The 22,716-nt window shown below is 69.2% G+C and carries 20 protein-coding genes and 2 tRNA genes; 18 read left to right on the forward strand and 4 right to left on the reverse strand.

Annotation, left to right across the window (positions count from 1 at the left end):
- Positions 1-5 precede the first annotated feature (5 nt).
- The 8 genes from ACRWK8_RS13360 to ACRWK8_RS13395 all read left to right on the forward strand — a co-directional run bounded on the left by ACRWK8_RS13360 (position 6) and on the right by ACRWK8_RS13395 (position 7,375).
- A complete protein-coding gene (locus tag ACRWK8_RS13360) occupies positions 6-1,427 on the forward strand; it encodes an aldehyde dehydrogenase family protein (RefSeq protein ID WP_431870547.1) in 1,422 nt (473 codons plus the stop codon).
- 126 nt (positions 1,428-1,553) lie between these two features.
- Positions 1,554-1,700, forward strand: coding sequence for a hypothetical protein (locus ACRWK8_RS13365; RefSeq protein ID WP_378735183.1), 147 nt, complete (start codon positions 1,554-1,556; stop codon positions 1,698-1,700).
- A gap of 101 nt (positions 1,701-1,801) precedes the next feature.
- Positions 1,802-2,269, forward strand: a complete 468-nt coding sequence (locus ACRWK8_RS13370) for a ribose-5-phosphate isomerase (RefSeq protein WP_378735181.1) — start codon at positions 1,802-1,804, stop codon at positions 2,267-2,269.
- 619 nt (positions 2,270-2,888) lie between these two features.
- Positions 2,889-3,992: a PP2C family protein-serine/threonine phosphatase gene (locus tag ACRWK8_RS13375; RefSeq protein WP_378735179.1), complete on the forward strand. Its 1,104-nt coding sequence runs from the start codon at positions 2,889-2,891 to the stop codon at positions 3,990-3,992.
- 271 nt (positions 3,993-4,263) lie between these two features.
- On the forward strand, positions 4,264-5,601 hold the full coding sequence (gene mgtE, locus ACRWK8_RS13380) for a magnesium transporter (protein WP_378735177.1): 1,338 nt from the start codon (positions 4,264-4,266) through the stop codon (positions 5,599-5,601).
- Between the two features lie 77 nt (positions 5,602-5,678).
- Positions 5,679-5,891, forward strand: coding sequence for an antitoxin (locus ACRWK8_RS13385; RefSeq protein WP_378735175.1), 213 nt, complete (start codon positions 5,679-5,681; stop codon positions 5,889-5,891).
- Between the two features lie 54 nt (positions 5,892-5,945).
- The gene (locus ACRWK8_RS13390) at positions 5,946-6,812 is read left to right on the forward strand and encodes a peptidoglycan DD-metalloendopeptidase family protein (RefSeq protein WP_431870551.1); all 867 of its coding nucleotides are present in this window, start codon (positions 5,946-5,948) and stop codon (positions 6,810-6,812) included.
- A gap of 20 nt (positions 6,813-6,832) precedes the next feature.
- Entirely contained in the window at positions 6,833-7,375 is a 543-nt protein-coding gene (locus tag ACRWK8_RS13395) for a (2Fe-2S) ferredoxin domain-containing protein (protein ID WP_378735171.1), read from the forward strand.
- 45 nt (positions 7,376-7,420) lie between these two features.
- Here the strand turns inward: ACRWK8_RS13395 and ACRWK8_RS13400 are convergent, their stop codons facing one another.
- Both ACRWK8_RS13400 and ACRWK8_RS13405 read right to left on the reverse strand, forming a co-directional pair.
- Positions 7,421-9,283, reverse strand: a complete 1,863-nt coding sequence (locus ACRWK8_RS13400; RefSeq protein ID WP_378735168.1) for an ABC transporter ATP-binding protein — start codon at positions 9,281-9,283, stop codon at positions 7,421-7,423.
- Positions 9,284-9,398: 115 nt separating this feature from the next.
- On the reverse strand, positions 9,399-9,902 hold the full coding sequence (locus tag ACRWK8_RS13405; protein ID WP_378735166.1) for an adenylyltransferase/cytidyltransferase family protein: 504 nt from the start codon (positions 9,900-9,902) through the stop codon (positions 9,399-9,401).
- Positions 9,903-10,117: 215 nt separating this feature from the next.
- On the opposite strand from ACRWK8_RS13405, the gene ACRWK8_RS13410 reads away from it, so the two are divergent.
- Positions 10,118-10,408 carry a hypothetical protein gene (locus tag ACRWK8_RS13410; RefSeq protein ID WP_431870554.1) on the forward strand — a complete coding sequence of 97 codons (291 nt, stop codon included), beginning with the start codon at positions 10,118-10,120 and terminating at the stop codon, positions 10,406-10,408.
- Between the two features lie 118 nt (positions 10,409-10,526).
- On the opposite strand, the gene ACRWK8_RS13415 is transcribed toward ACRWK8_RS13410, so the two are convergent.
- Positions 10,527-10,600 (reverse strand) — tRNA-Gly (locus ACRWK8_RS13415).
- A 117-nt stretch (positions 10,601-10,717) separates the two neighbouring features.
- Here ACRWK8_RS13415 and ACRWK8_RS13420 point away from each other — a divergent pair.
- From ACRWK8_RS13420 to clpX, 5 genes are all read left to right on the forward strand, one after another.
- Positions 10,718-10,792, forward strand: a tRNA-Pro gene (locus tag ACRWK8_RS13420).
- A 227-nt stretch (positions 10,793-11,019) separates the two neighbouring features.
- A complete protein-coding gene (tig, locus tag ACRWK8_RS13425) occupies positions 11,020-12,462 on the forward strand; it encodes a trigger factor (RefSeq protein WP_378735162.1) in 1,443 nt (480 codons plus the stop codon).
- Between the two features lie 316 nt (positions 12,463-12,778).
- Positions 12,779-13,327 (forward strand): ClpP family protease, encoded by a 549-nt coding sequence (locus ACRWK8_RS13430; RefSeq protein ID WP_082206236.1) that lies wholly within the window; start codon positions 12,779-12,781, stop codon positions 13,325-13,327.
- A 58-nt stretch (positions 13,328-13,385) separates the two neighbouring features.
- Entirely contained in the window at positions 13,386-14,042 is a 657-nt protein-coding gene (locus tag ACRWK8_RS13435; RefSeq protein WP_017545193.1) for an ATP-dependent Clp protease proteolytic subunit, read from the forward strand.
- Positions 14,043-14,335: 293 nt separating this feature from the next.
- Positions 14,336-15,619, forward strand: a complete 1,284-nt coding sequence (clpX, locus tag ACRWK8_RS13440) for an ATP-dependent Clp protease ATP-binding subunit ClpX (protein ID WP_378735160.1) — start codon at positions 14,336-14,338, stop codon at positions 15,617-15,619.
- 113 nt (positions 15,620-15,732) lie between these two features.
- On the opposite strand, the gene ACRWK8_RS13445 is transcribed toward clpX, so the two are convergent.
- Positions 15,733-16,443, reverse strand: a complete 711-nt coding sequence (locus ACRWK8_RS13445) for a DUF305 domain-containing protein (protein ID WP_378735157.1) — start codon at positions 16,441-16,443, stop codon at positions 15,733-15,735.
- A gap of 252 nt (positions 16,444-16,695) precedes the next feature.
- On the opposite strand from ACRWK8_RS13445, the gene ACRWK8_RS13450 reads away from it, so the two are divergent.
- From ACRWK8_RS13450 to ACRWK8_RS13465, 4 genes are all read left to right on the forward strand, one after another.
- A complete protein-coding gene (locus ACRWK8_RS13450; protein ID WP_431870557.1) occupies positions 16,696-18,051 on the forward strand; it encodes an LVIVD repeat-containing protein in 1,356 nt (451 codons plus the stop codon).
- Between the two features lie 186 nt (positions 18,052-18,237).
- Positions 18,238-19,647, forward strand: coding sequence for an LVIVD repeat-containing protein (locus tag ACRWK8_RS13455; RefSeq protein WP_431870559.1), 1,410 nt, complete (start codon positions 18,238-18,240; stop codon positions 19,645-19,647).
- 139 nt (positions 19,648-19,786) lie between these two features.
- Entirely contained in the window at positions 19,787-21,205 is a 1,419-nt protein-coding gene (locus ACRWK8_RS13460) for an LVIVD repeat-containing protein (protein ID WP_431870561.1), read from the forward strand.
- Between the two features lie 94 nt (positions 21,206-21,299).
- Positions 21,300-22,664, forward strand: coding sequence for an LVIVD repeat-containing protein (locus tag ACRWK8_RS13465; protein ID WP_378735149.1), 1,365 nt, complete (start codon positions 21,300-21,302; stop codon positions 22,662-22,664).
- Positions 22,665-22,716 lie beyond the last annotated feature (52 nt).

The raw sequence follows: 22,716 nt of genomic DNA on the forward strand, positions 1-22,716 counted from the left end.
GGTCCATGCGATCCCTCTACATCGACGGCGCCTGGCGCGACTCCGCCTCCGACGAGGCCCTGGACGTGGTCAACCCGGCGACCGAGCAGGTCATCGACACCGTTCCGGCGGGTGCCACCGCCGACGTCGACGCCGCGGTCGAGGCCGCCGCGTCCGCCCTTCCCGCGTGGTCCGCGCTCACCCCGGGCCAGCGCGTCACCCACCTGGCCCGCGCGCTGGAGCTGTTCGACGCGCGGCTCGACGACGTCGCACGCCTGCTGACCACCGACATGGGCGCGCCCGCGACCTTCGCGACCAAGGTCCAGGCAGGGCTGCCCGCGCGGATGTTCCGCACCTACATCGACCTGGTCGAGGAGCACGGCGAGCGCTACTTCGGTGGCGAGGAGGTCGACAACTCCCTGGTGGTGCACGAGCCGGTCGGCGTGGTCGGCGCCATCACCCCGTGGAACTACCCGCTCCACCAGGTCGTCCTGAAGGTCGTCCCCGCCCTCCTCGCGGGCAACACCGTGGTCCTCAAGCCGAGCGAGGTCGCGCCGCTCAGCGCCTACTGGCTCACCGAGGTCCTGCACGAGGCCGGGCTGCCCGCGGGCGTGTTCAACCTCGTCTCCGGTACGGGGCCGGTGGTGGGCGAGGCGATCGCCGCCCACCCCCGGGTGGACATGGTCTCCTTCACCGGCTCCACCAGGGCCGGGACCCGGGTGTCCCAGGTCGCCGCCGAGACGGTCAAGCGGGTCGCCCTGGAACTGGGCGGGAAGTCGCCCAACGTCATCCTGCCCGGGGCCGACCTCGCCAAGGCGGTCAAGCGCGGTGTCGCGGACGTCATGCGCAACACCGGGCAGAGCTGCAACGCCCTCACCCGCATGCTCGTGCACCGCGACTCCTACGAGGAGGCCGTCGAGCTGGCCGCCGCCTCCACCGCCAGGTACGTGCCGGGTGACCCCACGGACGGGGACACCCGCCTGGGTCCGCTGGTCTCCGCCGCGCAGCGGGACCGGGTCCGCTCCTACGTCGACCTCGGCGTCGCGGAGGGCGCCCGTCTGGTCGTGGGGGGCTCCGACCCCGTCGAGGAGCCCGGCACCGGCTACTACGTCCGCCCGACCGTCTTCGCGGACGTGCGCAACGACATGCGTATCGCCCAGGAGGAGATCTTCGGTCCGGTGCTCGTCCTCATCCCCTACGACACGGTGGAGGAGGCGGTGGGGATCGCCAACGACACCGTCTACGGCCTCAGCGCCGCCGTGTGGGCCGCCGACCCCGACGAGGGGCTGGCGGTCGCCCGCCGACTGCGGGCAGGTCAGGTGGAGCTCAACGGCGGTGCCCTGAACCCGCGCGCTCCCTTCGGCGGGTACAAGCGCTCCGGCAACGGGCGTGAGTGGGGCCTGCCCGGACTGGTGGAGTTCTGCGAGGTCAAGGCCGTGCAGAGGTGATCCCTGTGGCCGGACTCACCGCTGCGAGCCCCACCCCGGCGGAATCGGACCCGGTGACGCGCGCGTTGTGCCGTGTGGAAAGATTCCGACTGGTCATCCCCTGGTCGAACCCAATCGAGGTGTGAGTTGAGCAACAAGCCCGCGGTCTCCAAGGCAGGTCCTCTCGGTAAGGACCTCAAGTCGATCCTCGTGTACAACCTGATCGCGATCCTGTCGATGGCCGGCTTCGCCGCCCTCGGTCTGAGCGTGGCGGCGGCCGCCGCCGGGGCCTGAACCCCCGCGACCCACACGACGCGCGCCGCGCCCCCGACGGTCACTCCGACCGGTCCGGGGGCGCGGCGCCGTTCGTTCCCGGGAGGTGTCACACTGGTGACGTGCGTGTTTACCTTGGATCAGATCATGCGGGCTTCGAGCTCAAAGAACACCTCGTCTCCTGGTTGAAGGAGAACGGCCACGAGGTCGTCGACGCCGGTCCGGCCGTCTACGACGCGGTGGACGACTACCCCCCGTTCGTCCTGCGCGCCGCCGAGGGCGTCGCCAAGGACCCGGGGTCCCTGGGCATCGTGATCGGCGGCTCCGGCAACGGAGAGCAGATCGCGGCCAACAAGGTCACCGGCGTCCGCGCCGCCCTGGCCTGGAGTGAGGACACCGCCAAGCTGGCGCGTGAGCACAACGACGCGAACGTGCTCGGCATCGGTGGCCGGATGCACTCCCTGGAGGAGGCGACCCGGTTCGTGGAGCTCTTCCTCGCCACGCCGTACAGCGACGAGGAGCGGCACACCCGTCGCATCGCCATGCTGAGCGACTACGAGCACACCGGCGAGCTGCCCCCGCTTCCGTAACCCGTCCGTGGTCCCGCCTCCGTGCGGGGCCGCCAGCCCGCCCCCGCGTGCCCGGCACGCGGGGGCGGACCTGTCTCGGGAGCCCCGGGGGCCGTGTCCGGTTCGGGACAGAGGACCTGTCCTTGGTCGGGGCGTTGTGGGATCCTTGTCCGGGAGTGGCCCGCTCCGTCCGGTGTGGGTTCTTCGTGAAGCGCGCGACCGCGTCCGGGACACACCCGGCCCACGAGTCGTGTCCGAGAGAGGGGTGAGTTCCCGAAATCACCGGGAAGTTCCCCTACGGGTGCGTGAGTCCGACCCCGCGCACACGGGTTTAGGCGGAACCCAAACCCGGGGTTATGGGGCGGATCGCCGCTGGTCGTACGTGCCAGGCCAGCACCCCAAGCGCTACAGTTCGTGCACAGCGGCGGGCCATCGTAGTCCGAGACACCGTGTTGTCCGCGTCCATCGGTGCCCGCCCCTCGGCGGAACCAGCCTCCGCGAACCGGGCCGTGCCCCCACACAGCGCCCCCTCCGCCGACCCCAGACCCGGCCCCCGACGCGACCGTGAACGCACCGGTGTGCCGTACCACGACCAGGAGTGACCCCCGCGGTGAGCGGGCGTGCCGAGCCTAGAGGATCAATGAACCCCACACCGACCGCCAGGGCCACCCGACTGCTGCGATCCACCGTGCAGCGCATCGTCGCGGTGCTCAGGCGCAAGGTGCTCTTCCGCTATCGCCTCGTCCTCATCACCCTGGTCGCCATCGCCGTGGGCATCGGCGTGGGCGCCGTCTGGGGCCCCACCGGCTGGTTCCCGCCCAGCTCCACCATCCTCACCGTCCTGGCCGGCGGGCTGCTGCTCAAGCGCAAGAGCCTCGCCTTCCTGCTCGGGGTCGTCGTGGCCGTCCTGCTGTTCGTGGCCTTCATGCTCGACTTCGGCCAGGTCGGCCCGGGCCTGGTGGTCACCATCGGCGTCACCGCGGTCATGTCCTACCTGCTGTCCGGCGTGCGCGAACGCCTGGGCGTCCAGGGCCTCAGCGGCGAGATGATGCTGCTGGACCTCCGCGACCGCCTGCGCGACCAGGGCAAACTCCCGCAGGTCCCCTCGGGTTGGGGGCGCACCGCCGTCCTGCGCCAGGCGGGCGGCTCCTCGTTCGGCGGTGACTTCGTCGTCTCCATCCGCCGCGAGCACCGGCTCGACATCGCTGTCGTCGACGTCTCCGGCAAGGGCGTGGACGCCGGCACCCGCGCCCTCATGCTCTCCGGTGCGTTCAGCGGACTCATCGGCGCCGTTCCCGCGGGCGACTTCCTCGCCCACTGCAACGACTACCTCATGCGCAACAGCGGCGGTGAGGGGTTCGTGACCGCCGTCCACCTCAGTGTGGACACCGAGACCGGCGAGTACCAGGTCACCTCCGCCGGACACCCGCCCGCCCTGCACTTCGACAGCGGGGGCGGTGTGTGGAGCACGACGGAGGCCAAGGGCGTGGTCCTGGGCGTCATCCCCGAGATGACGTACACCTCAGTCCCGGGCAAGCTCCGTCCCGGGGACGCGATCATGCTGTGCACCGACGGTCTCATCGAGACCCCCGGAGAGGATCTCGACGCGGGCATCGACCGTCTCCTGGGAGCCGCCGACACGCTGGTCACGCAGGGTTTCGCCACCGGCGCGAGCGAGGTCGTGGACACCCTCAGCAAGGACAAGAACGACGACTGCGCGCTCGTGGTCCTCTGGCGCACCTGACCCGAACCGGCTCCGGCACCGGCAGGGTGTGAGCCGTACGAGCCCTTCCTGACGGTAGGGTCGACATGTTCCCCGACCCCGGTACGAGGTCTTCGTACCCGTTCACGGACCTCCGTGCCCGCCCCTCTCCGCCCCCTGGGCGCCGACGCCCGCACGGACCACCACACCAGTGACGAGGGGCCGGACCGGTCCCCAGGACCCGGACTCACCGGATTTTCGCGGCCCCGCGGGCGTGCCCGCCGGGCGATGGAGACGCAAGGGGGTGCTTCGCATGGACGAGCGCGCTGAAGAACTCATCGATCTGGTCGAGAACAACGACCTGACCGGGATCAGGCTCTGGTTGGCCGAACACCGGCCCCACGAGATCGCGGACGAACTGGCCCGCATGTCCAGCGGAGAGGCGATCATCCCCTTCCGCCTCCTGGACAAGGACCGGGAACTGGAGGTCTTCGAGGAACTGGACCCGGGCCAACAGCAGGCCATCCTCCTCGGCCTGCGCGGCACGGACTTCCACGACATCCTGGAGGAGATGGACCCGGACGACCGGGCCCGTCTGATCGGGGAGGCCCCGGCCAAGATCGCCACCCGGGCCCTCGCCGGGCTGAGCCCCGCCGAACGCAAGATGACCGCCGCGCTCCTGGGCTACCCCGAGGACTCGGTCGGCCGGTACATGACACCGGAGACGGTCATCCTGCACCGGGACCTCACCGTGGGCCGCGCCCTGGAGGTGGTGCGTGCCAAAGGAGCCGACGCCGAGACGATCTACACCCTGCCGGTGGTCAGCGACGGCCGCCGCCTGGTCGGCACCATCACCCTGAGCGACCTCGTCGTCAGCGACGACGACCGCCTCCTCAAGGACCTGGTGGACGTCCTGGCCCCCCGGGTGGGCGTGAGCGAACCGGTCGAGGACGCCGCCCGGCTCATCCAGGAGGCCAACCTGGTCTCCCTCCCGGTGGTGGACTCCGAGGACCGCTTCGTCGGCCTCTTCACCTTCGACGACGCCCTGGAGGTCATCGAGGCGGCCGACTCCGAGGACATGGCCCGCCAGTCCGGTGCCAGCCCCATCGACGACCACTACGTGTCCGTCGGGGTGCTGCGCCTGGTCGGCGCCCGCTCGGTGTGGCTGATGCTGCTCATCGTCGCCGCGACCCTGACCGTCAACGTCATGCAGGCCTACGAGGCCACCCTGGAGGAGGTCACGGCCCTGGCGATCTTCGTGCCGATGCTCATCGGCACGGGCGGGAACGTGGGCGCCCAGTCCGCGACGGCGATCGTGCGCGCCCTCGCGGTCGGTGAGGTGCGGGTGCGCGACCTCCCGGCGGTGATCTGGAAGGAGGGCAGGGTCGGGCTGCTCCTGGGCGTCATGCTCGCGGGGATCGCCCTGGCCATCGGGTCGCTCCTGGTCGGGTTCGACGTCGCCGTGGTGGTCGCCCTCTCGGTGATCGCCATCTGTACCTGGGCGGCGATCATCGGCTCCGCCATGCCCCTGCTCGCCCGCAAGGTGGGGGTGGACCCCGCCGTGGTCTCCTCACCGATGGTCGCGACGCTCGTGGACGCCACCGGACTCCTCATCTACTTCTCGGTGGCGCGTATGGTGCTGGGGCTGTGACCCGGTGCGGACGTTTCGCTTGAAGTCCACGTGAAACGGGTATCGCACCACCAGGCAGAACGCTCTAGGGGGATTCCATGTCCGATACCGGAGGAACGTTCGACCGGCTCAAGAAGGCCGTCAACGACCACGCCGACAAGGCCGAGGGGGTCGTCGGGAAGGTGGCGGACGCCGCGAAGAAGGCGACCGGCGGGTCCCACGACGACAAGATCGACAAGGGAGCCGGGGCCGCCACCGACTACCTGCGCAAGCGCGCACAGGAGAACAAGAGGGACAAGGGCCAGGAGTAGCGGGGGAGCTCCGTCCCGTGGCACGGAGCGGGGACGGCTGCCTCACAATGGGGCATGGCCTCCTCCGCTCCGCGCCCCCTCCCCGTCCTGCTCGCCCGGATCCGCATGCCCCTGATGTGGGCGGCGATGGCCGCGCTCCTGGCCGGGTACCTCGGCCTGTCGTGGTGGGTCGGCGGGACGCTGCTGGTGGTGGCTCTCGCCGTGCACCTGCGGCTGGGCACCCCGAAGTGCGCCCCGCGCGTGCTGGACCCACCGGTGCGCGGCCGCTGGATGCCGCTGACCAGCCCCGTGGACGCCGTCCCGAGCCAGGGCACACACGCCTACGGGCAGACCCACGCCCTCGGCCTCGTGGCCGAGGACGGCACACGGCCGGACATCGGGTGGCGACCGCTCAGCCGCCCCCCGGAGGAGTTTCCGGCCTTCGGCGCGCCCGTCTACGCGCCCGCCGGGGGCACCGTCGTCCGGGTGCACGACCGCCAGCGGGACCACCGCAGCCGCAACTCCTGGCCGTGGCTGCTCGGCTCCGTCGTCGAGAACACCCTGCGCGAGCTACGCGGCCCCTCGGGGTTGATCGGCAACCACGTGGTCATCGACGTCGGGGACGCTCACGTGCTCCTCGGTCATCTGCGGCGGGGCTCCGTCACGGTGGCCCCGGGGGAGAGGGTGGCGTCCGGCCAGCCGATCGCCGCGTGCGGGAACTCGGGCGCCTGCACCGAACCGCAGGTACGGGTGCAGTTGATGGACCTGTCGCACCCGCTCTTCGCGGCCGGGCTGCCCATGGTCTGGCGGCGCGGCTGGAAGGCGGGGGACCCGGAGTTCGAGGGGCTTCCGGAGACCTGGCGGCCGGTGGAGGTGGCCGGTCCCGAGTACGTACCACCTGGTCGGGTCGGTGCCGCGGCGGAATATCCTGGACTGAGGTAAGGCAAGCCTAACGAGGAGGTGTGGTGAGCGCGATCGACGGTGCGCCCTGCAAGCTCACGGTCTGCCGGGGCTGCTGCTGCGGCACGCGCAAGAAGGTGCCCGGTGTCGACCACAAGGCGCAGCTCGCCCGCCTCAGCGCCATCGACGACCATGCCGCCCGCCGTGTCCCGGTCCGCACCAGCAAGTGCCTCGACATCTGCTTCGAGGCCAACGTCGTCGTGGTCCAGCCCTCGCATGAGGGCCGCGCCGCCGGTGGGCGACCGGTCTGGCTGGGGCGGATGACCGAGGACCGCCTCCTGGAGGAGCTCGACGACTGGATCTTCGACGGCGGTCCCGGAATCGCCCCGCTCCCCGCCGCGCTGGAGGAGCACGTCACCTCCAAGGACGCCAAGAAGCCGAAGAAATCGAAGAAGGCGAAGAAGCGGGCGAAGTCGGGGGAGCCCGGTCCCGGATCCGTCCAGAAGGAGAAGAAGAGCAAGAAGGCCAAGAAGGACAAGAAGCGGGCGAAGAAGGCCGAAAAGAAAAAGAAGGAGAAGGCCGGGAAGAAGGCCGGGAAGGCCTGAGGGGGCGGCTACGCACTCCTCCCGATGGCAGCCGCCCCTCGACCCCTAGCCCGACTGGGACGCGAACTGGGTGCGGTACAGCGCCGTGTACAGGCCCCCCGCCTCCAGCAGCTCCTCGTGTGTCCCGCGCTCCAGGACGCGACCGTCCTCCAGCACCAGGATCTGGTCCGCCTCACGGACGGTGGCCAGCCGGTGCGCGATCACCAGCGAGGTGCGCCCCTCCAGAGCCACCGCCAGCGCCTCCTGCACAGCCGCCTCCGACTCGGAGTCCAGGTGGGCGGTGGCCTCGTCCAGGACCACCACGGACGGCGCCTTCAAGAGCAGCCGAGCGATCGCCAGACGCTGCTTCTCCCCGCCGGAGAGGCGGTACCCCCGGTCCCCGACCATCGTGTCGAGCCCGTTGGGCAGCTGCTCCAGGAGCACGCCCAACCGCGCCATCCGCAGCGCCTCCTCCAGCTCCGCGTCGGTCGCCTCCGGCCGGGCGTAGCGCAGGTTGGCGCCCACGGTGTCGTGGAAGAGCTGCGCGTCCTGCGTCACCACTCCCACGGCTTCCCTGAGGGAGTCGCCGGTGGTCTCCCGGAGGTCGAGCCCCCCGATCCGCACCGCGCCCTCGCTCGGGTCGTACAGGCGCGAGACCAGGTGCGTCAGGGTCGACTTGCCTGCCCCGGACGGGCCCACCAGGGCCACCATCTGGCCGGGTTCGGCGCGGAAGGACACCTCGCTCAGCACCTGGGTGTCGTCGGCCGCCTCGGCCTGGGGGGTCAGTTCCAGGGACGCCACCGACGTCTCCGAGGCGCCCGGGTAGCGGAAGGACACCCGGTCGAACTCGACGCTCAGCGGCCCCGAGGGCAGCGGCTCCGCGTCCGGGCTCTCCTTGATCTGCGGCTCCAGGTCCAGCACCTCGAAGACCCGGTCGAAGGAGACCAGGGCCGTCATGATCTCCACGTGCACGTTGGACAGCGTGGTGATCGGACCGTAGAGCCTGGCCAGGAGGGTGGTCAGCGCCACCAGGGTGCCCACTTCGAACGAACCGTCCACCGCGAGCACTCCGCCCACGCCGTAGACCATCGCCATGGCCAGCGCCGTGATGGTGGCCAGCATCGTGAACAGCAGACCGCCGATCACCGACTGGCGCACCCCGAGGTCGCGCACGCGCGCCGCCCGGTCGGAGAAGGCGCGGGACTCCTCGTCGGGGCGGCCGTAGAGCTTGACCAGCATGGCGCCGCCCACGTTGAAGCGCTCGGTCATCAGCGAGCTCATCGACGCGTTGTTGTCCATCGCGTCACGGGAGATGTTCGCGAGCCGGCGGCCCAGCAGCTTCGCGGGGACGATGAACAGCGGTACCAGGACCAGCGCCAGCAGGGTCACCTGCCAGGAGAGCGCCAGCATCGTGATGAGCACCGCCACCACGCTGATCAGGTTGGACACCACCGACTGGAGCACCGAGGTGATGGCGCGCTGCGCGCCGACCACGTCCGTGTTCAGGCGGCTGATCAGCGAGCCCGTCTGGGTCCGGGTGAAGAAGGAGATCGGCATCCGCTGCACGTGTGAGAACACCTGGGTACGCAGCAGGTAGATGACGCCCTCACCGATCCTGGAGGACAGCCACCGGCCGGTCAGGGTGATGACGCCCTCCACGAGCGCCAGAACCGCCGCCGCCACCGCCAACCAGACCACCACGGAGGTGTTCCCCGGGAGGATGCCCTGGTCGATGATGGCCCGCAGCAGCAGCGGGTTGGCCACCACCACGGCCGCGCCCACCGCGGTCACCGCGAGGAAGAGCAGGATCTGCCGCCAGTGCGGTGTCGCGTAGGACATCACGCGCCTGGTGAGCCCCGGGGGCAGTTCCTGCCCCCGCGCGCTTCCGTCGTTGACCAGTGCCCTGTAGGAGGGCCTCCCTGACATCATCCGCAGCCTCGTTTCCGTTCGCCACTCGCCACCCAAGCCTCAACGCCGGAGGGAGGGCGCTGCTTCCCTGGTCCGGTGTGGGATGACCGAGGGAGTCCGCGGGAATGCGGGGCGGTCAGAGGGACGAGGCGAGGCGGCCGAGCGCGGCGGTCGTGGACCGGCCGGGGGTGAACGGCAGTTCCCAGGTCTGCGCGCCCAGGGCGTCGGCGCCCCGGATCTTGGCCTGGGTGTAGCGGTCTCCGGCGGTGAAGGCCAGGGCGGCGGGGGAGAGGGGGCGCAGCAGTTCGGCGTAGGCAGCCCAGTCCGCCACGGAGGGCGGGCCCTCGATCACGAACGATCCGGCCACACAGCCCAGGGCGGCGATGGTCTCGGACCGTTCCGCGTCGGGATTGACCGGGCGTCCGGGGCCCTTCCAGGCCCGGACGCGCTCGTCGGACTCGATCCCCACGACGAGGGGGAGGCCGCGGGCGGCGATGGACTGGAGGAAGCGCACGTGCCCGACGTGCAGGACGTCGAAGACACCGGTCACGACGACCGGCCGCTCCGGCGGCTCCGGTCGTTGGAACCACAGCAGGCGGAGCGGCGTCGCCTGCTCGCCCGTGCCGTCCGTGTCCGTCATCTGGCCCCCGTTCCACCGAACCCGAGTGGCGCCCGTTCCAGGTCGCGCCGACGGGTCCGCCCGAAAGGTCAACGTACCCGTTCGAGCTCGGTATTCCGCCTCGTGGGCCGGTGAAACCGAACCGAGTTCTGACGGTGTGCGCCACGTCACCGGGAACCCCCGGGGGCGGAGGTGAGTCCCATCACCGGAATCCGCGTCGAGAGGAAGAGGTGTCCATGTCCTGGGTGGTGCTGATCGAGGAGATCCGGGGGAGCGGTGACCGCCAGCGCTGGGGCCTGGTCCCGCCGTCGTTCGACGGGCGACGTGACACCGAGTTCGCGACCCGGGAGGAGGCCAGGGCGGAGGCGCTGCGTCTGACCTCGGCGCACGCTCCGGGGCATCCGTGGTCGGAGCGGGACCGACAGGCCTACCGGATCTCGCCCGACGAGTACCTGGTGAACGTGGACGGGGCCACGAGCGACTTCCACTTCCGCCTCACCGTGGCCGAGCGGATCGTTCCGGGGTGAGACGGCGAAGCGAACGGGTGCTGTCAGGCGCACGGTTCGTTTCGGGTGGTGCGGGGGTCGCTCCCCGGGTGGGACGACGAAACGAGCTGGTGCCGTCAGGCACGCAGCTCGCTTCGAGTGGAGCGGGCGACGAGAATCGAACTCGCATGACCAGCTTGGAAGGCTGGGGTTCTACCATTGAACTACGCCCGCGTGGCATCGGAGCCCCTGAGTTTCCTCTAGACTCGTGGAGCCGACGGAGACAAGAGTACAGTCTCTGGGGCGTTGGTCGCACACCCGTTTTCGGTGAGGTGTGTCCGCGCCGGGTGACGGGGTGTAGCGCAGCTTGGTTAGCGCGCATGCTTTGGGAGCATGAGGCCGCGGGTTCGAATCCCGCCACCCCGACGAAACCGTCCACGGCGGTTCGGCCTCCGGGCCGAGCGCCGTGGCCCCCTGTCTGTCTGCCCTAGACTTGGTGCGATCAGCAGGAAACTGTAAGTCCCAGCCCGTCGCAGGGCACCCCGAGGAACGTGGTCATCACCGACCGGGGGTGCGCGCGTGCATTCGCCGTTCGTGTGGTGCGCCTGCGGGCCGACGCGGACACCAGCCGGCAAACCTAGGAGTACCGCCCCGTGAAGACCGATGTCGAGGAGCTCAGCCCGACCCGGGTCAAGCTGACCATCGAGGTGCCCTTCGAGGAGCTCGAGCACGCTTTCGACGTGACCTACAAGTCGCTCGCCAAGCAGGTTCGGATCAAGGGCTTCCGCCCGGGCAAGGCACCGGCGCGTCTGATCGACCGCTACGTCGGCCGTGGCGCGGTGATCAGCGAAGCGGTCAACCACGCCGTTCCGGAGCTCTACAACGAAGCCATCCAGAAGGAGGAGATCTTCGCGCTCGGCCAGCCCGACGTGGAGGTCACCAAGCTGGAGGACAACGACGAGCTCGCCTTCACCGCCGAGGTCGACATCCGACCCAAGTTCGAGGTGAAGGACTACAAGGGCATCGAGGTGACCGTCGACAACGCGACCGTCACCGACGAGCAGGTCGACGAGCAGATCGGCACCCTGCGCGAGCGCTTCTCCACCCTCGTTGGCGCCGACCGTCCCGTCGAGGACGGTGACCACCTCTCCATCGACCTGGTCGCCGCCATCGACGGTGAGAAGCTCGAGGACGTCGCCGTCAGCGGCTACTCCTACGAGGTCGGCACCAACACCATGCTGGAGGGCCTCGACGAGACCCTGCGCGGCATGGAGTCCGGTGGCGAGGCCACCTTCAAGACCACCCTCGTCGGTGGTGAGCACGAGGGCAAGGAGGCGGACGTCACCGTCACCGTGCACTCGGTGAAGGTGAAGGAGCTGCCCGAGCTGGACGACGAGTTCGCCCAGCTGGCCTCCGAGTTCGACACCATCGACGAGCTGCGTGAGGACGTGCGCAAGCGCATGGCCGACGTCCGTCGGATGCAGCAGCTGTCCGCCGCCCGTGACAAGGCGCTGGAGAAGCTGATCGAGTCCGTCGAGATCCCGCTGCCCGACGCGGTCGTCGACGAGGAGATCACCCGCCGTCGCCAGAGCCTCGAGCAGCAGCTCGCCCAGAGCGGTCTGACCAAGGAGGCCTACCTCGAGTCGCAGGAGAAGACCGAGGAGGAGTTCGAGGAGGAGCTGAAGACCGGCGCCAACTCGGCGGTCAAGGCCGGTTTCATCCTCGACCAGCTGGCCCTCCAGGAGGACCTCAGCGCCGACCAGGGTGAGCTCAGCCAGTACGTGTTCGAGCAGGCCCAGCGCATGGGCGTCAGCCCGGACCAGCTGGCCCAGCACCTGGTCGAGTCGAACCAGATCCGCGTCGCCTTCACCGAGGTCGTCCGCGGCAAGGCCATGGACGTCGTCCTGGCCGGTGCCAAGGTGACCGACGAGGACGGCAACGTCGTCGAGCAGGAGATCGTCGAGGCCACCGACGACCAGGCCCTGGCCGAGGCCGTCAGGGCCGCCGCCGCTGCCTCCGCCGAGGTCACCGAGGCCGACCAGGCCGAGGAGAAGGCCGAGGCCGACGAGGACGCCGACAAGGCCGACTCCAAGTAGTCCGAGGCTTCACGGCGCCGCGAGGCACCATGGCTCCCAGGGGCCCTGGCCGACCCGTTACGGGACGGTCGGGGCCCTTTCCCTTCCGCTCCCGGCACGGTGTTCGCTGTCAGGAGAAAGGGTGTGTTCCCGACCGGCCCCACCCTGCGCTCAAAGCGAACAGGGACGGTATCCGGACGAGCCTGGCGTCTGTCGGCGTTAGTGTCGCTGTATCGCAACCGTTTCGATTCCGGAGCAGGTGACGAGAGTGCCGCCGACCTTTGATGAGTCCCAGCGATTCGACGCTCGTACGTCGGATCAGCAGCTTTCCCCTTTTATTGAGCAGACGCCTCAGCGCCTGTTGCGCCAGCGAATCGTGTTCCTCGGCCAGCAGGTCGACGATGACATCGCCAACCGCCTCGTCGGTGAGCTCCTGCTGCTGTCCGCGGAGGACCGCCAGCGGGACATCACGATGTACATCAACTCGCCGGGTGGTTCCGTGACGGCGGGTATGGCGATCTACGACGTCATGCAGTACATCCCCAACGACGTGCGCACCGTGGGTATCGGTATGGCCGCGTCGATGGGCCAGATGCTCCTGTGCGCCGGTGCGCCCGGCAAGCGTTACGCGCTGCCGCACACCCGCGTCATGATGCACCAGCCGTCCGGTGGCATCGGGGGCACCGCCTCCGACATCCGGATCCTGGCTGACCAGCTGCTCTACGTGAAGAAGATGTTCATCCAGAAGATCTCCGAGCACACCGGGCAGTCGGTCGAACAGATCGAGAAGGACGCCGACCGGGACCGCTGGTTCACGGCTCAGGAGGCCAAGGAGTACGGCTTCATCGACGAGGTGCTCGAGGGCACGCTCGACGTGACCAGCTGACAGTCCTGAGCTGACCTGGCCCAGTCCATGAATCGGCGCAGTGCGTGGAAGGCGTGAAATGACCGAGTTCAACCCCAGTCTCATCGGCGGCGCGGCCTCGATGGCTCCCCAGAGCCGCTACGTCCTGCCGTCCTACGTGGAGCGTACGTCGTACGGCGTCAAGGAGATGAATCCGTACAACAAGCTCTTCGAAGAGCGGATCATCTTCGTCGGCGTCCAGATCGACGACACTTCGGCCAACGATCTGATGGCCCAGCTCATCACCCTTGAGCAGCTCGACTCCGAGCGGGACATCCAGATGTACATCAACTCGCCGGGGGGTTCCTTCACCTCCCTCATGGCGATCTACGACACCATGCAGTTCGTGCGCCCCGACATCCAGACGGTGTGCATCGGACAGGCCGCGTCGGCCGCCGCGATCCTGCTGGCGGGCGGCACCAAGGGCAAGCGTGGTGCCCTGCCCAACGCCCGGATGATGATCCACCAGCCCGCGACCGAGGGTATGCACGGTCAGGCCAGCGACATCGAGATCCAGGCCAACGAGATCACCCGTATCCGTACGCAGCTGGAGACCACTCTGGCCAAGCACACGGGTCGCTCCCACGAGCAGGTCTCGAAGGACATCGAGCGGGACAAGATCCTCACCGCCGAGGAGGCCGTGGAGTACGGTCTCATCGACTTCGTCCTGCCCTACCGCAAGGCCTCCCTGAAGTAACGGGGACCACGGCGGCCGTTCCCTCCCGGCCGGGGCGTCTCGCGAGAGCGAACGGCGCCCCACCGGGGGGAATCCGGCGCCACGAAGTACTCACCGGTCCGGTTTCTGACCCGCCTGGGACAGCCCGGTGGTGAAGCCGGTCCGGTTTTTCGCTTAGTCTGGCGGAGAGCGACGCACAGATCGCCCCGTTCGTGGCTGGCCGGTCGCGGACGAACACGGGAGTCGAGTCCTTCCGTCCGTTCGGCGCCGAGTACGCCCGGAACGGGGCGGCCTTAGTTTTGAGGAGTGGCTGGGTGGCACGCATCGGCGACGGCGGGGACCTGCTGAAGTGCTCATTCTGCGGTAAGAGCCAGAAGCAGGTGAAGAAGCTCATCGCTGGCCCCGGCGTCTACATCTGCGATGAGTGCATCGATCTGTGCAACGAGATCATCGAAGAGGAACTCGCCGACGCCACCGAGCTCACGTGGGACTCCCTTCCCAAGCCCCGGGAGATCTTCGACTTCCTGGACTCGTACGTGATCGGTCAGGAGCAGGCGAAGAAGGCCCTCTCCGTGGCGGTGTACAACCACTACAAGAGAGTGCGTTCGGAGACCGACCGTCCCGGTGACGAGGACGTCGAGATCGCCAAGTCGAACATCCTCCTGCTGGGTCCCACCGGTTCGGGCAAGACCCTGCTGGCGCAGACCCTGGCGAAGATCCTCAACGTCCCCTTCGCCATCGCGGACGCCACCGCCCTCACCGAGGCGGGCTACGTGGGCGAGGACGTCGAGAACATCCTGCTGAAGCTGATCCAGGCCGCTGACTACGACGTCAAGAAGGCCGAGACCGGCATCATCTACATCGACGAGGTCGACAAGGTCGCCCGCAAGAGCGAGAACCCGTCGATCACGCGCGACGTCTCCGGTGAGGGCGTCCAGCAGGCGCTGCTGAAGATCCTGGAGGGGACCACCGCGAGCGTGCCCCCGCAGGGCGGCCGCAAGCACCCGCACCAGGAGTTCATCCAGATCGACACCACGAACGTGCTGTTCATCTGTGGTGGCGCCTTCGCGGGGCTGGAGAAGATCATCGAGTCCCGCACGGGGCAGCAGGGCATGGGCTTCAACGCCGTGCTGCGGCCCAAGAGCGAGATGGCCGGGACCGCGCTGTTCGGCGAGGTCATGCCGGAGGACCTGCTCAAGTTCGGGATGATCCCGGAGTTCATCGGCCGTCTGCCGGTGATCACCAGCGTGCACAACCTGGACAAGGCCGCGCTGATCCAGATCCTCACCGAGCCCCGGAACGCCCTGGTCAAGCAGTACCAGCGGCTGTTCGAGCTGGACAACGTCGAGCTGGAGTTCACCCAGGACGCCCTGGAGGCCATCGCGGAGCAGGGCATCATCCGGGGGACCGGTGCCCGTGGTCTGCGCGCCATCATCGAGGAGGTCCTGCTCTCGGTGATGTACGAGGTGCCCAGCCGGGAGGACGTCGGCCAGGTGATCATCACCCGTGAGTCGGTGGAGCAGCACGTGAACCCGACGATCGTGCCGCGCGCCCAGCTGGAGGCGGACGAGGACGGCCGCCAGGAGAAGTCGGCCTGACCGGCGGGTCCGCGCCGCCGTGAGCGGCTGGGACCGCGCGGCGCGGCCGCCGTGAGCTCAGGGGCGCCCTTCCCGCGGGAAGGGCGCCCCTTCTCGTGTCCGGCGCGGACCGGTCACCCTCCGCCTTCGAGGACCCCCTCCATGCGGGCGATCTCGGTGTTCTGCTCGGCGATGAGGTCGTTGGCCATCCGCAGGACCTCCTGGTCCTTGCCCTCCGCCATGGCCTCCTCGGCCATGGTGACCGCGCCCTCGTGGTGGGCGGTCATGAGCTCCACGAAGAGCTGGTCGAACGCGTCGCCGTCGGCGTCGGCCAGGCGTTCCATGTCCTCGTCGGAGACCATGCCCTCCATGTCGTCGTGGTCGACCTGGAGGTCGCAGGCGACCACGTCGTCGTCGGTGGAGTGGTGGGTGCCGTCACCCTCCAGGCCGCAGAAGTTCTGGTGGGCGGGGTTCTCCCGGGCGGGGCCGAAGACGTTCACCTCCAGCCAGCTCTCCATGGCGGTGATCTCGGGGCCCTGCGCGGCGGCGATGCGGTCCGCGATGCGCTCGATGCCGTCGCGCTCGTAGCGGTCCGCGACCAGGTCGGTCATCTCCAGGGCCTGCCGGTGGTGCTCGATCATCTTCACCAGATAGGTCACGTCCGCTTCGTTGTGGCCCTGCTCCTCGGCCAGTGCGGCGATCTGGTCGGCCGTGGCGGGCGTCGAGGCCTCGCCGGGCGCGCCCGGGGCGATGACGTTGGCGGACTGCTGTCCCTCGTCACCGGAACAGGCCGAGACTCCGAGCAGCACGAGGGCGGTTCCGGCTGCGAGTGCCAGGCGGCGCACGAGGTCTCCTCCAGGGGTGGGGGTCGGTGGAGCGGTCGCCCACCGGTGTCGGCTGACCCGACGTCCTGCGGGTTTTCTACTCACTCGAAGGGTGTTTTGTCCAGTGTCGCGGGTGTGTCGTCGGCGCCGTGTCCGTACGCCGGGTTCCCCGAGGCGTCCGTTCTCGGCGTTTCGCCTGGCTTGTGCACTCTGCGGATAGTACAACCCATTGTAGTCAGATGACTTCTTTGGGTTGTTTTGGGGGGTGGCCGCATGGCTTCGGCAACGGGACGGCGTCACGGGGCGGTCGCGCTCGCCGTGGTCGCGGCGGCCGGGATGACGGTTCCGGGCGCCAGCGCCGACGACGGCGTGAGCACCGGCGGGGGAGTGGTGCACCTGGCCAACGTGCCCAAGCCCGAGGCGCTGGACGGGTCGCCCAACTCCGACCTGGCCTTCACCGGTGACTACCTGATCGGCGGCAACTACGACGGCTTCGTCGTCTACGACATCTCCGAACCGGCGTCGCCCACGATCGTCTCCGAGGTGGTGTGTCCGGGCGGCCAGGGCGACGTCTCCGTCAGCGGCGACCTCCTGTACTTCTCGGTGGACTACCCGCGCGCGAGCGACGAGTGCGGGGCGCCGTCCGTTCCGGCCACGGACCCAAGCGGCTTCGAGGGACTACGGATCTTCGACATCTCGGACAAGGCGAACCCGAGGTACGTCGCGGCTGTGGCCACCGACTGCGGCTCGCACACCAACACCCTGGTGCCGGGGGCGGACGGGCGCAGCGACGTGGTGTACGTGTCCTCGTACTCGCCGTCGGAGGCCTTCCCGAACTGCCAGCCGCCGCACGACAAGATCGGCGTCATCGAGGTGCCGCACGACGCCCCCGAGAAGGCCGCACTGGTCAGCGAGCCGGTGCTGTTCCCGGACGGGGGCCACACCAGCACCACGGGCTGCCACGACATCACCGCCTACCCCGCGCGCGGCCTGGCCGCCGCGGCCTGCCTGGGCGACGGCCTGCTGCTCGACATCACGGACCCGCTCCGGCCGGAGGTGGTGGAGCGCGTCCAGGACGAGAACTTCGCCTTCTGGCACTCCGCGACCTTCACCAACGACGCGCGGAACGTGGTCTTCACCGACGAACTCGGCTCGGGTTCCGCCGCGACCTGCAACGAGAGGATCGGTCCCGAGCGCGGGGCCAACGCCGTCCACTCGTTGGACACGTCGGGGGAGAGCCCTGAACTGGAATTTCGGAGTTACTACAAATTGCCTCGCCACCAGACCGATACCGAGAACTGTGTGGCCCACAACGGTTCGCTGATCCCGGTCCCCGGCGAGGACTACTTCGTGCAGTCCTGGTACCAGGGCGGGGTCTCGGTCATCGACCTCACCGACCCCGACGCGCCGGTCGAGGTGGGGCACTTCGACCGTGGCCCGCTCGACCCCGGGCAGCTGGTCACCGCCGGATCCTGGTCCGCGTACTACTACAACGGGCACGTCTACTCGTCCGACATGCAGCGCGGTCTGGACGTCCTCAAGCTCACCGACCCCCGGTTCGAGGGGGCGGAGTCCGTGGTGCTGGACGAGTTCAACCCGCAGTCGCAGCCGGAGCTCCCGAACGGCTGACCGGACGGGTGCGGCGGCGGTGGCCGCCGCACCCGGAACCGGGCCGGTCTCGACACGGTGCGTAGGGGGATCGGGTCGGCTCGACACCCTGTAAACAACCATGTTTCTTTTGTTTCCCTCTATACATATTGATGTTGAACTGTGTACGTTCTTCCTGTTTCGCTCCATTAGGAATCAGGAGTACGCATGGCGTCGTCCCCCGTCCCCTCCCGTTCAGGACGCCCGCGGTTCCGTCGTGGCTCCACGGCCCTCGCTCTCGTCGGTGCCACAGCCCTGACCCTGGGCCTCCTCGGCCCGGCCGCCGCCTCGGCGGACCAGATCCCCTTCGAGAGCGACGCCGAGACCAGCGCGAACGTCACTCACGTGACCAACGTCCCGAAGTCCGAGGCCATGGGTGACTACAACACCGACCTGGCCTTCACCGGTGACTACGCGATCGGCGGCAACTACAACGGTTTCGTCGTCTACGACATCTCCGAGCCCGAGTCCCCGACGGTCGTCTCCGAGGTCCTGTGCCCCGGCGGCCAGGGTGACGTCTCCGTCAGCGGCGACCTCCTGTACTTCTCCGTGGACTACCCCCGCGCCAACGACGAGTGCGGCGCCCCCTCGGTCCCCACCACCGACCCGAACGGGTTCGAGGGCATCCGCGTCTTCGACATCTCGGACAAGGCCAACCCCGCCTACGTCGCGGCCGTGGCCACCGACTGCGGCTCGCACACCAACACCCTGGTGCCCGGCAAGGACGGCGAGCACGACTACGTGTACGTGTCCTCGTACTCGCCCTCGGCCAACTTCCCCAACTGCCAGCCGCCGCACGACAAGATCTCCGTGATCGAGATCCCCGTGGACAACCCCTCCGAGGCCGCGCTGGTCAACGAACCGGTGCTGTTCCCGGACGGCGGCAACCGCAACACGACGGGCTGCCACGACATCACCGCCTACCCGGAGATCGACCTCGCCGCCGGGGCCTGCATGGGTGACGGCATCCTGATGGACATCTCCGACCCGATCGAGCCGGTGGTCACCGACGTGGTCCGGGACGAGAACTTCGCGTTCTGGCACTCCGCGACCTTCACCAACGACGCGGGCACCGTGATCTTCACCGACGAGCTCGGCGGCGGTGGCGGCGCCATCTGCACCGAGGACTACGGCGTCGAGCGCGGCGCCAACGCCATCTACACCATCGGCGGCGAGGACGGCGCGCCCGAGCTCGACTTCGAGAGCTACTACAAGATCCCGCGCACCCAGAGCGACACCGAGAACTGCGTCGCGCACAACGGTTCGCTGATCCCGGTCCCGGGCCAGGACTTCTTCGTGCAGTCGTGGTACCAGGGCGGCGTCTCGGTGATCGACTTCAACGACCCGACCGACCCCCGCGAGATCGGCTACTTCGACCGGGCCCCGATCGACGAGGACAACCTCGTCCTGGGCGGCTCGTGGTCGGCGTACTACTACAACGGCTACGTCTACTCCTCCGACATCACGCGCGGCCTCGACGTGATCCGACTCGACGACCCCCGCCTGCGCTCCGCCGCTCGCGTCACCTACGACGAGTTCAACCCGCAGTCGCAGCCGAGCTACCGACCGGGCCGCTGACGCGGGCCACGACCTCTCCCGGTGGCTCCTCCTGGGGAGTCAGGGCAAACGGGAGAGAACGGGGCCGTGGCTCGACGGCCACGGCCCCGCCGCGTCCCGCCCCCTCCACTCCCCGTCCCCCAACCGATCTGGAGAAACCATGCCCGCAGCTCCCCCGTCACGGGCCGGTCGCGTCCCGCGCGGTGCGACGGCCGTCGCGCTGACCGCGGCGGCGACCCTGTTCGCCGGGCTCCTCGGCCCGGCGGCAGCGTACGCCGACACCCCGCCCTCCGACAGCGTCACCAGCGACAACGTCGAGCACCTGGCCAACGTCCCCAAGCCGGCGGCGGTCAGCAACACCAACTCGGACCTGGCCTTCACCGGTGACTACGTCATCGGCGGCAACTACGACGGCTTCGTGATCTACGACGTCGCGGACCCCGCCGACCCGACGATCGTCACCGAGGTGGTGTGCCCCGGCGGCCAGGGCGACGTCTCCGTCAGCGGCGACCTCCTGTACTTCGCGGTGGACTCCCCCCGCGCGAACGACGAGTGCGGCGCCCCCGCGGTGCCCGTCACCGACCCGAACGGGTTCGAGGGCGTCCGGATCTTCGACATCTCGGACAAGGCCAATCCGCAGTACGTCTCGGCCGTGCGCACCGACTGCGGCTCGCACACCCTGACCCTCGTGCCCGGCGCGGACCCCTCGACCGAGCTGGTCTACGTCTCGTCCTACGCGCCCTCGGCCGCGTTCCCGAACTGCCAGCCGCCGCACGACAAGATCGCCATCATCGAGGTCCCGCTGGACGACCCGGGGTCGGCCGCGATCGTCAACGAGCCGGTGCTGTTCCCGGACGGCGGCAACCACGACCAGCCCGGTCTGCTCCGTCCCACCGAGGGCTGCCACGACATCACGGTCTACCCGTCCAAGGACCTCGCCGCCGGGGCCTGCATGGGTGACGGCATCATCATGGACATCTCAGACCCGATCGAGCCGGTGGTCACCGAGGTGGTCCAGGACGAGAACTTCGCGTTCTGGCACTCCGCGACCTTCACCAACGACGCCGAGGCCGTCCTGTTCACCGACGAGCTCGGCGGCGGTGGCGCGGCCACCTGCACCGAGGAGATCGGTCCCGAGCGCGGCGCCAACGCGATCTACGCCCTGGACGAGACCGCCGACGGCGGGCACAGCCTCGAGTTCGCGAGCTACTTCAAGATCGACCGTCACCAGGGCGACCAGCAGACCTGCGTCGCGCACAACGGGTCGCTCATCCCCGTTCCGGGGAAGAACTACTTCGTGCAGTCCTGGTACCAGGGCGGCGTCTCGATCATCGACTTCAACGACCTCAGCAACCCCCGCGAGATCGGCTACTTCGACCCCGACGACCGGATCGACCCGGACATCGACAACGGCAGCACCTGGTCCGCGTACTACTACAACGGCCACGTCTACTCCTCGGACATGCGTCGCGGCCTGGACGTCCTCAAGCTCACCGACCCGCGCCTGCGCGCGGCGGAACGGGTGACCTACGAGGAGTTCAACCCGCAGACCCAGCCGGCCTACCGTCCCGGGCGGTAACCGGCCACGACGCACCGGGGTGCCGCGCGGGCCACGCGCGGCACCCCCGCGTGCTGTCACCCATCCCCGAACCCCCACCAGGAAAGGCCGACCCATGCGCTCCTCCTCGCGCCGTGTCGCCGCACTCGCGACCGCCGCGGCCGCGACGCTGTTCGCCGGGCTCCTCGGCCCGGCGGCCGCGTACGCGGACACCCCGCCCTCGGACCAGATCTCCAGCGACAACGTCGAGCACGTCGCGAACGTCCCCAAGCCCGACGCGATCAGCAACACCAACTCGGACCTGGCCTTCACCGGCGACTACGCCATCGGCGGCAACTACGACGGCTTCGTGATCTACGACATCTCCGAGCCCGAGTCCCCGACGATCGTCTCGGAGGTCCTGTGCCCCGGTGGCCAGGGCGACGTGGCGGTCAGCGGTGACCTCCTGTACTTCGCTGTGGACTACCCCCGCGCGAACGACGAGTGCGGCGCCCCCTCCGTCCCGGTCACCGACCCGAACGGGTTCGAGGGCGTCCGGATCTTCGACATCTCGGACAAGGCCAATCCGCAGTACGTCTCGGCCGTGCGCACCGACTGCGGCTCGCACACCCTGACCCTCGTGCCGGGTGACGCGGAGCGCGAGTACGTGTACGTGTCCTCGTACTCGCCCTCGGCCAGCTTCCCCAACTGCCAGCCGCCGCACGACAAGATCGGGATCATCGAGGTGCCGCTGGACGCTCCTTCGGAGGCGTCCCTGGTCAACGAGCCGGTGCTGTTCCCGGACGGTGGCCACCGCACGACCACCGGCTGCCACGACATCACGGTCTTCCCGTCCAAGGACATCGCCGCGGGCGCCTGCATGGGTGACGGCATCATCATGGACATCTCGGACCCGGTCGACCCGGTGGTCACCGAGGTGGTCCAGGACGAGAACTTCGCGTTCTGGCACTCCGCGACCTTCACCAACGACGCCCGGACGGTGCTGTTCACCGACGAGCTCGGCGGTGGCGGAGCGCCCACCTGCACCGAGGAGATCGGTCCCGAGCGCGGCGCCAACGCGATCTACGCCCTCGACGGTGAGGGCGCCGACACGACGCTGGAGTTCGCGAGCTACTTCAAGATCGACCGTCACCAGGGCGACCAGGTGTGCGTGGCGCACAACGGCTCGCTCATCCCGGTCCCGGGCCAGGACTTCTTCGTGCAGTCGTGGTACCAGGGCGGCGTCTCGGTGATCGACTTCAACGACCCGACCAACCCCCGGGAGATCGGCTACTTCGACGCCGACGACCGGATCGACCCGGACGTCCAGAACAACGACACGTGGTCGACGTACTACTACAACGGCTACGTGTACTCGTCCGACATCGACCGGGGTCTGGACGTCCTCAAGCTGACCGACCCGCGCCTACGCGCGGCGGAGCGCGTCACCTACGAGGAGTTCAACCCGCAGACCCAGCCGGTCTACCGCCCCGGCCGGTAGCCGGGCGGTGACGTGGTGGGGGGGGGGGGGGAAAGGTTCCCCGCCCCCCCCC

The organism is Nocardiopsis eucommiae (assembly GCF_965344335.1).
GTDB classification, from domain to species: domain Bacteria; phylum Actinomycetota; class Actinomycetes; order Streptosporangiales; family Streptosporangiaceae; genus Nocardiopsis; species Nocardiopsis eucommiae.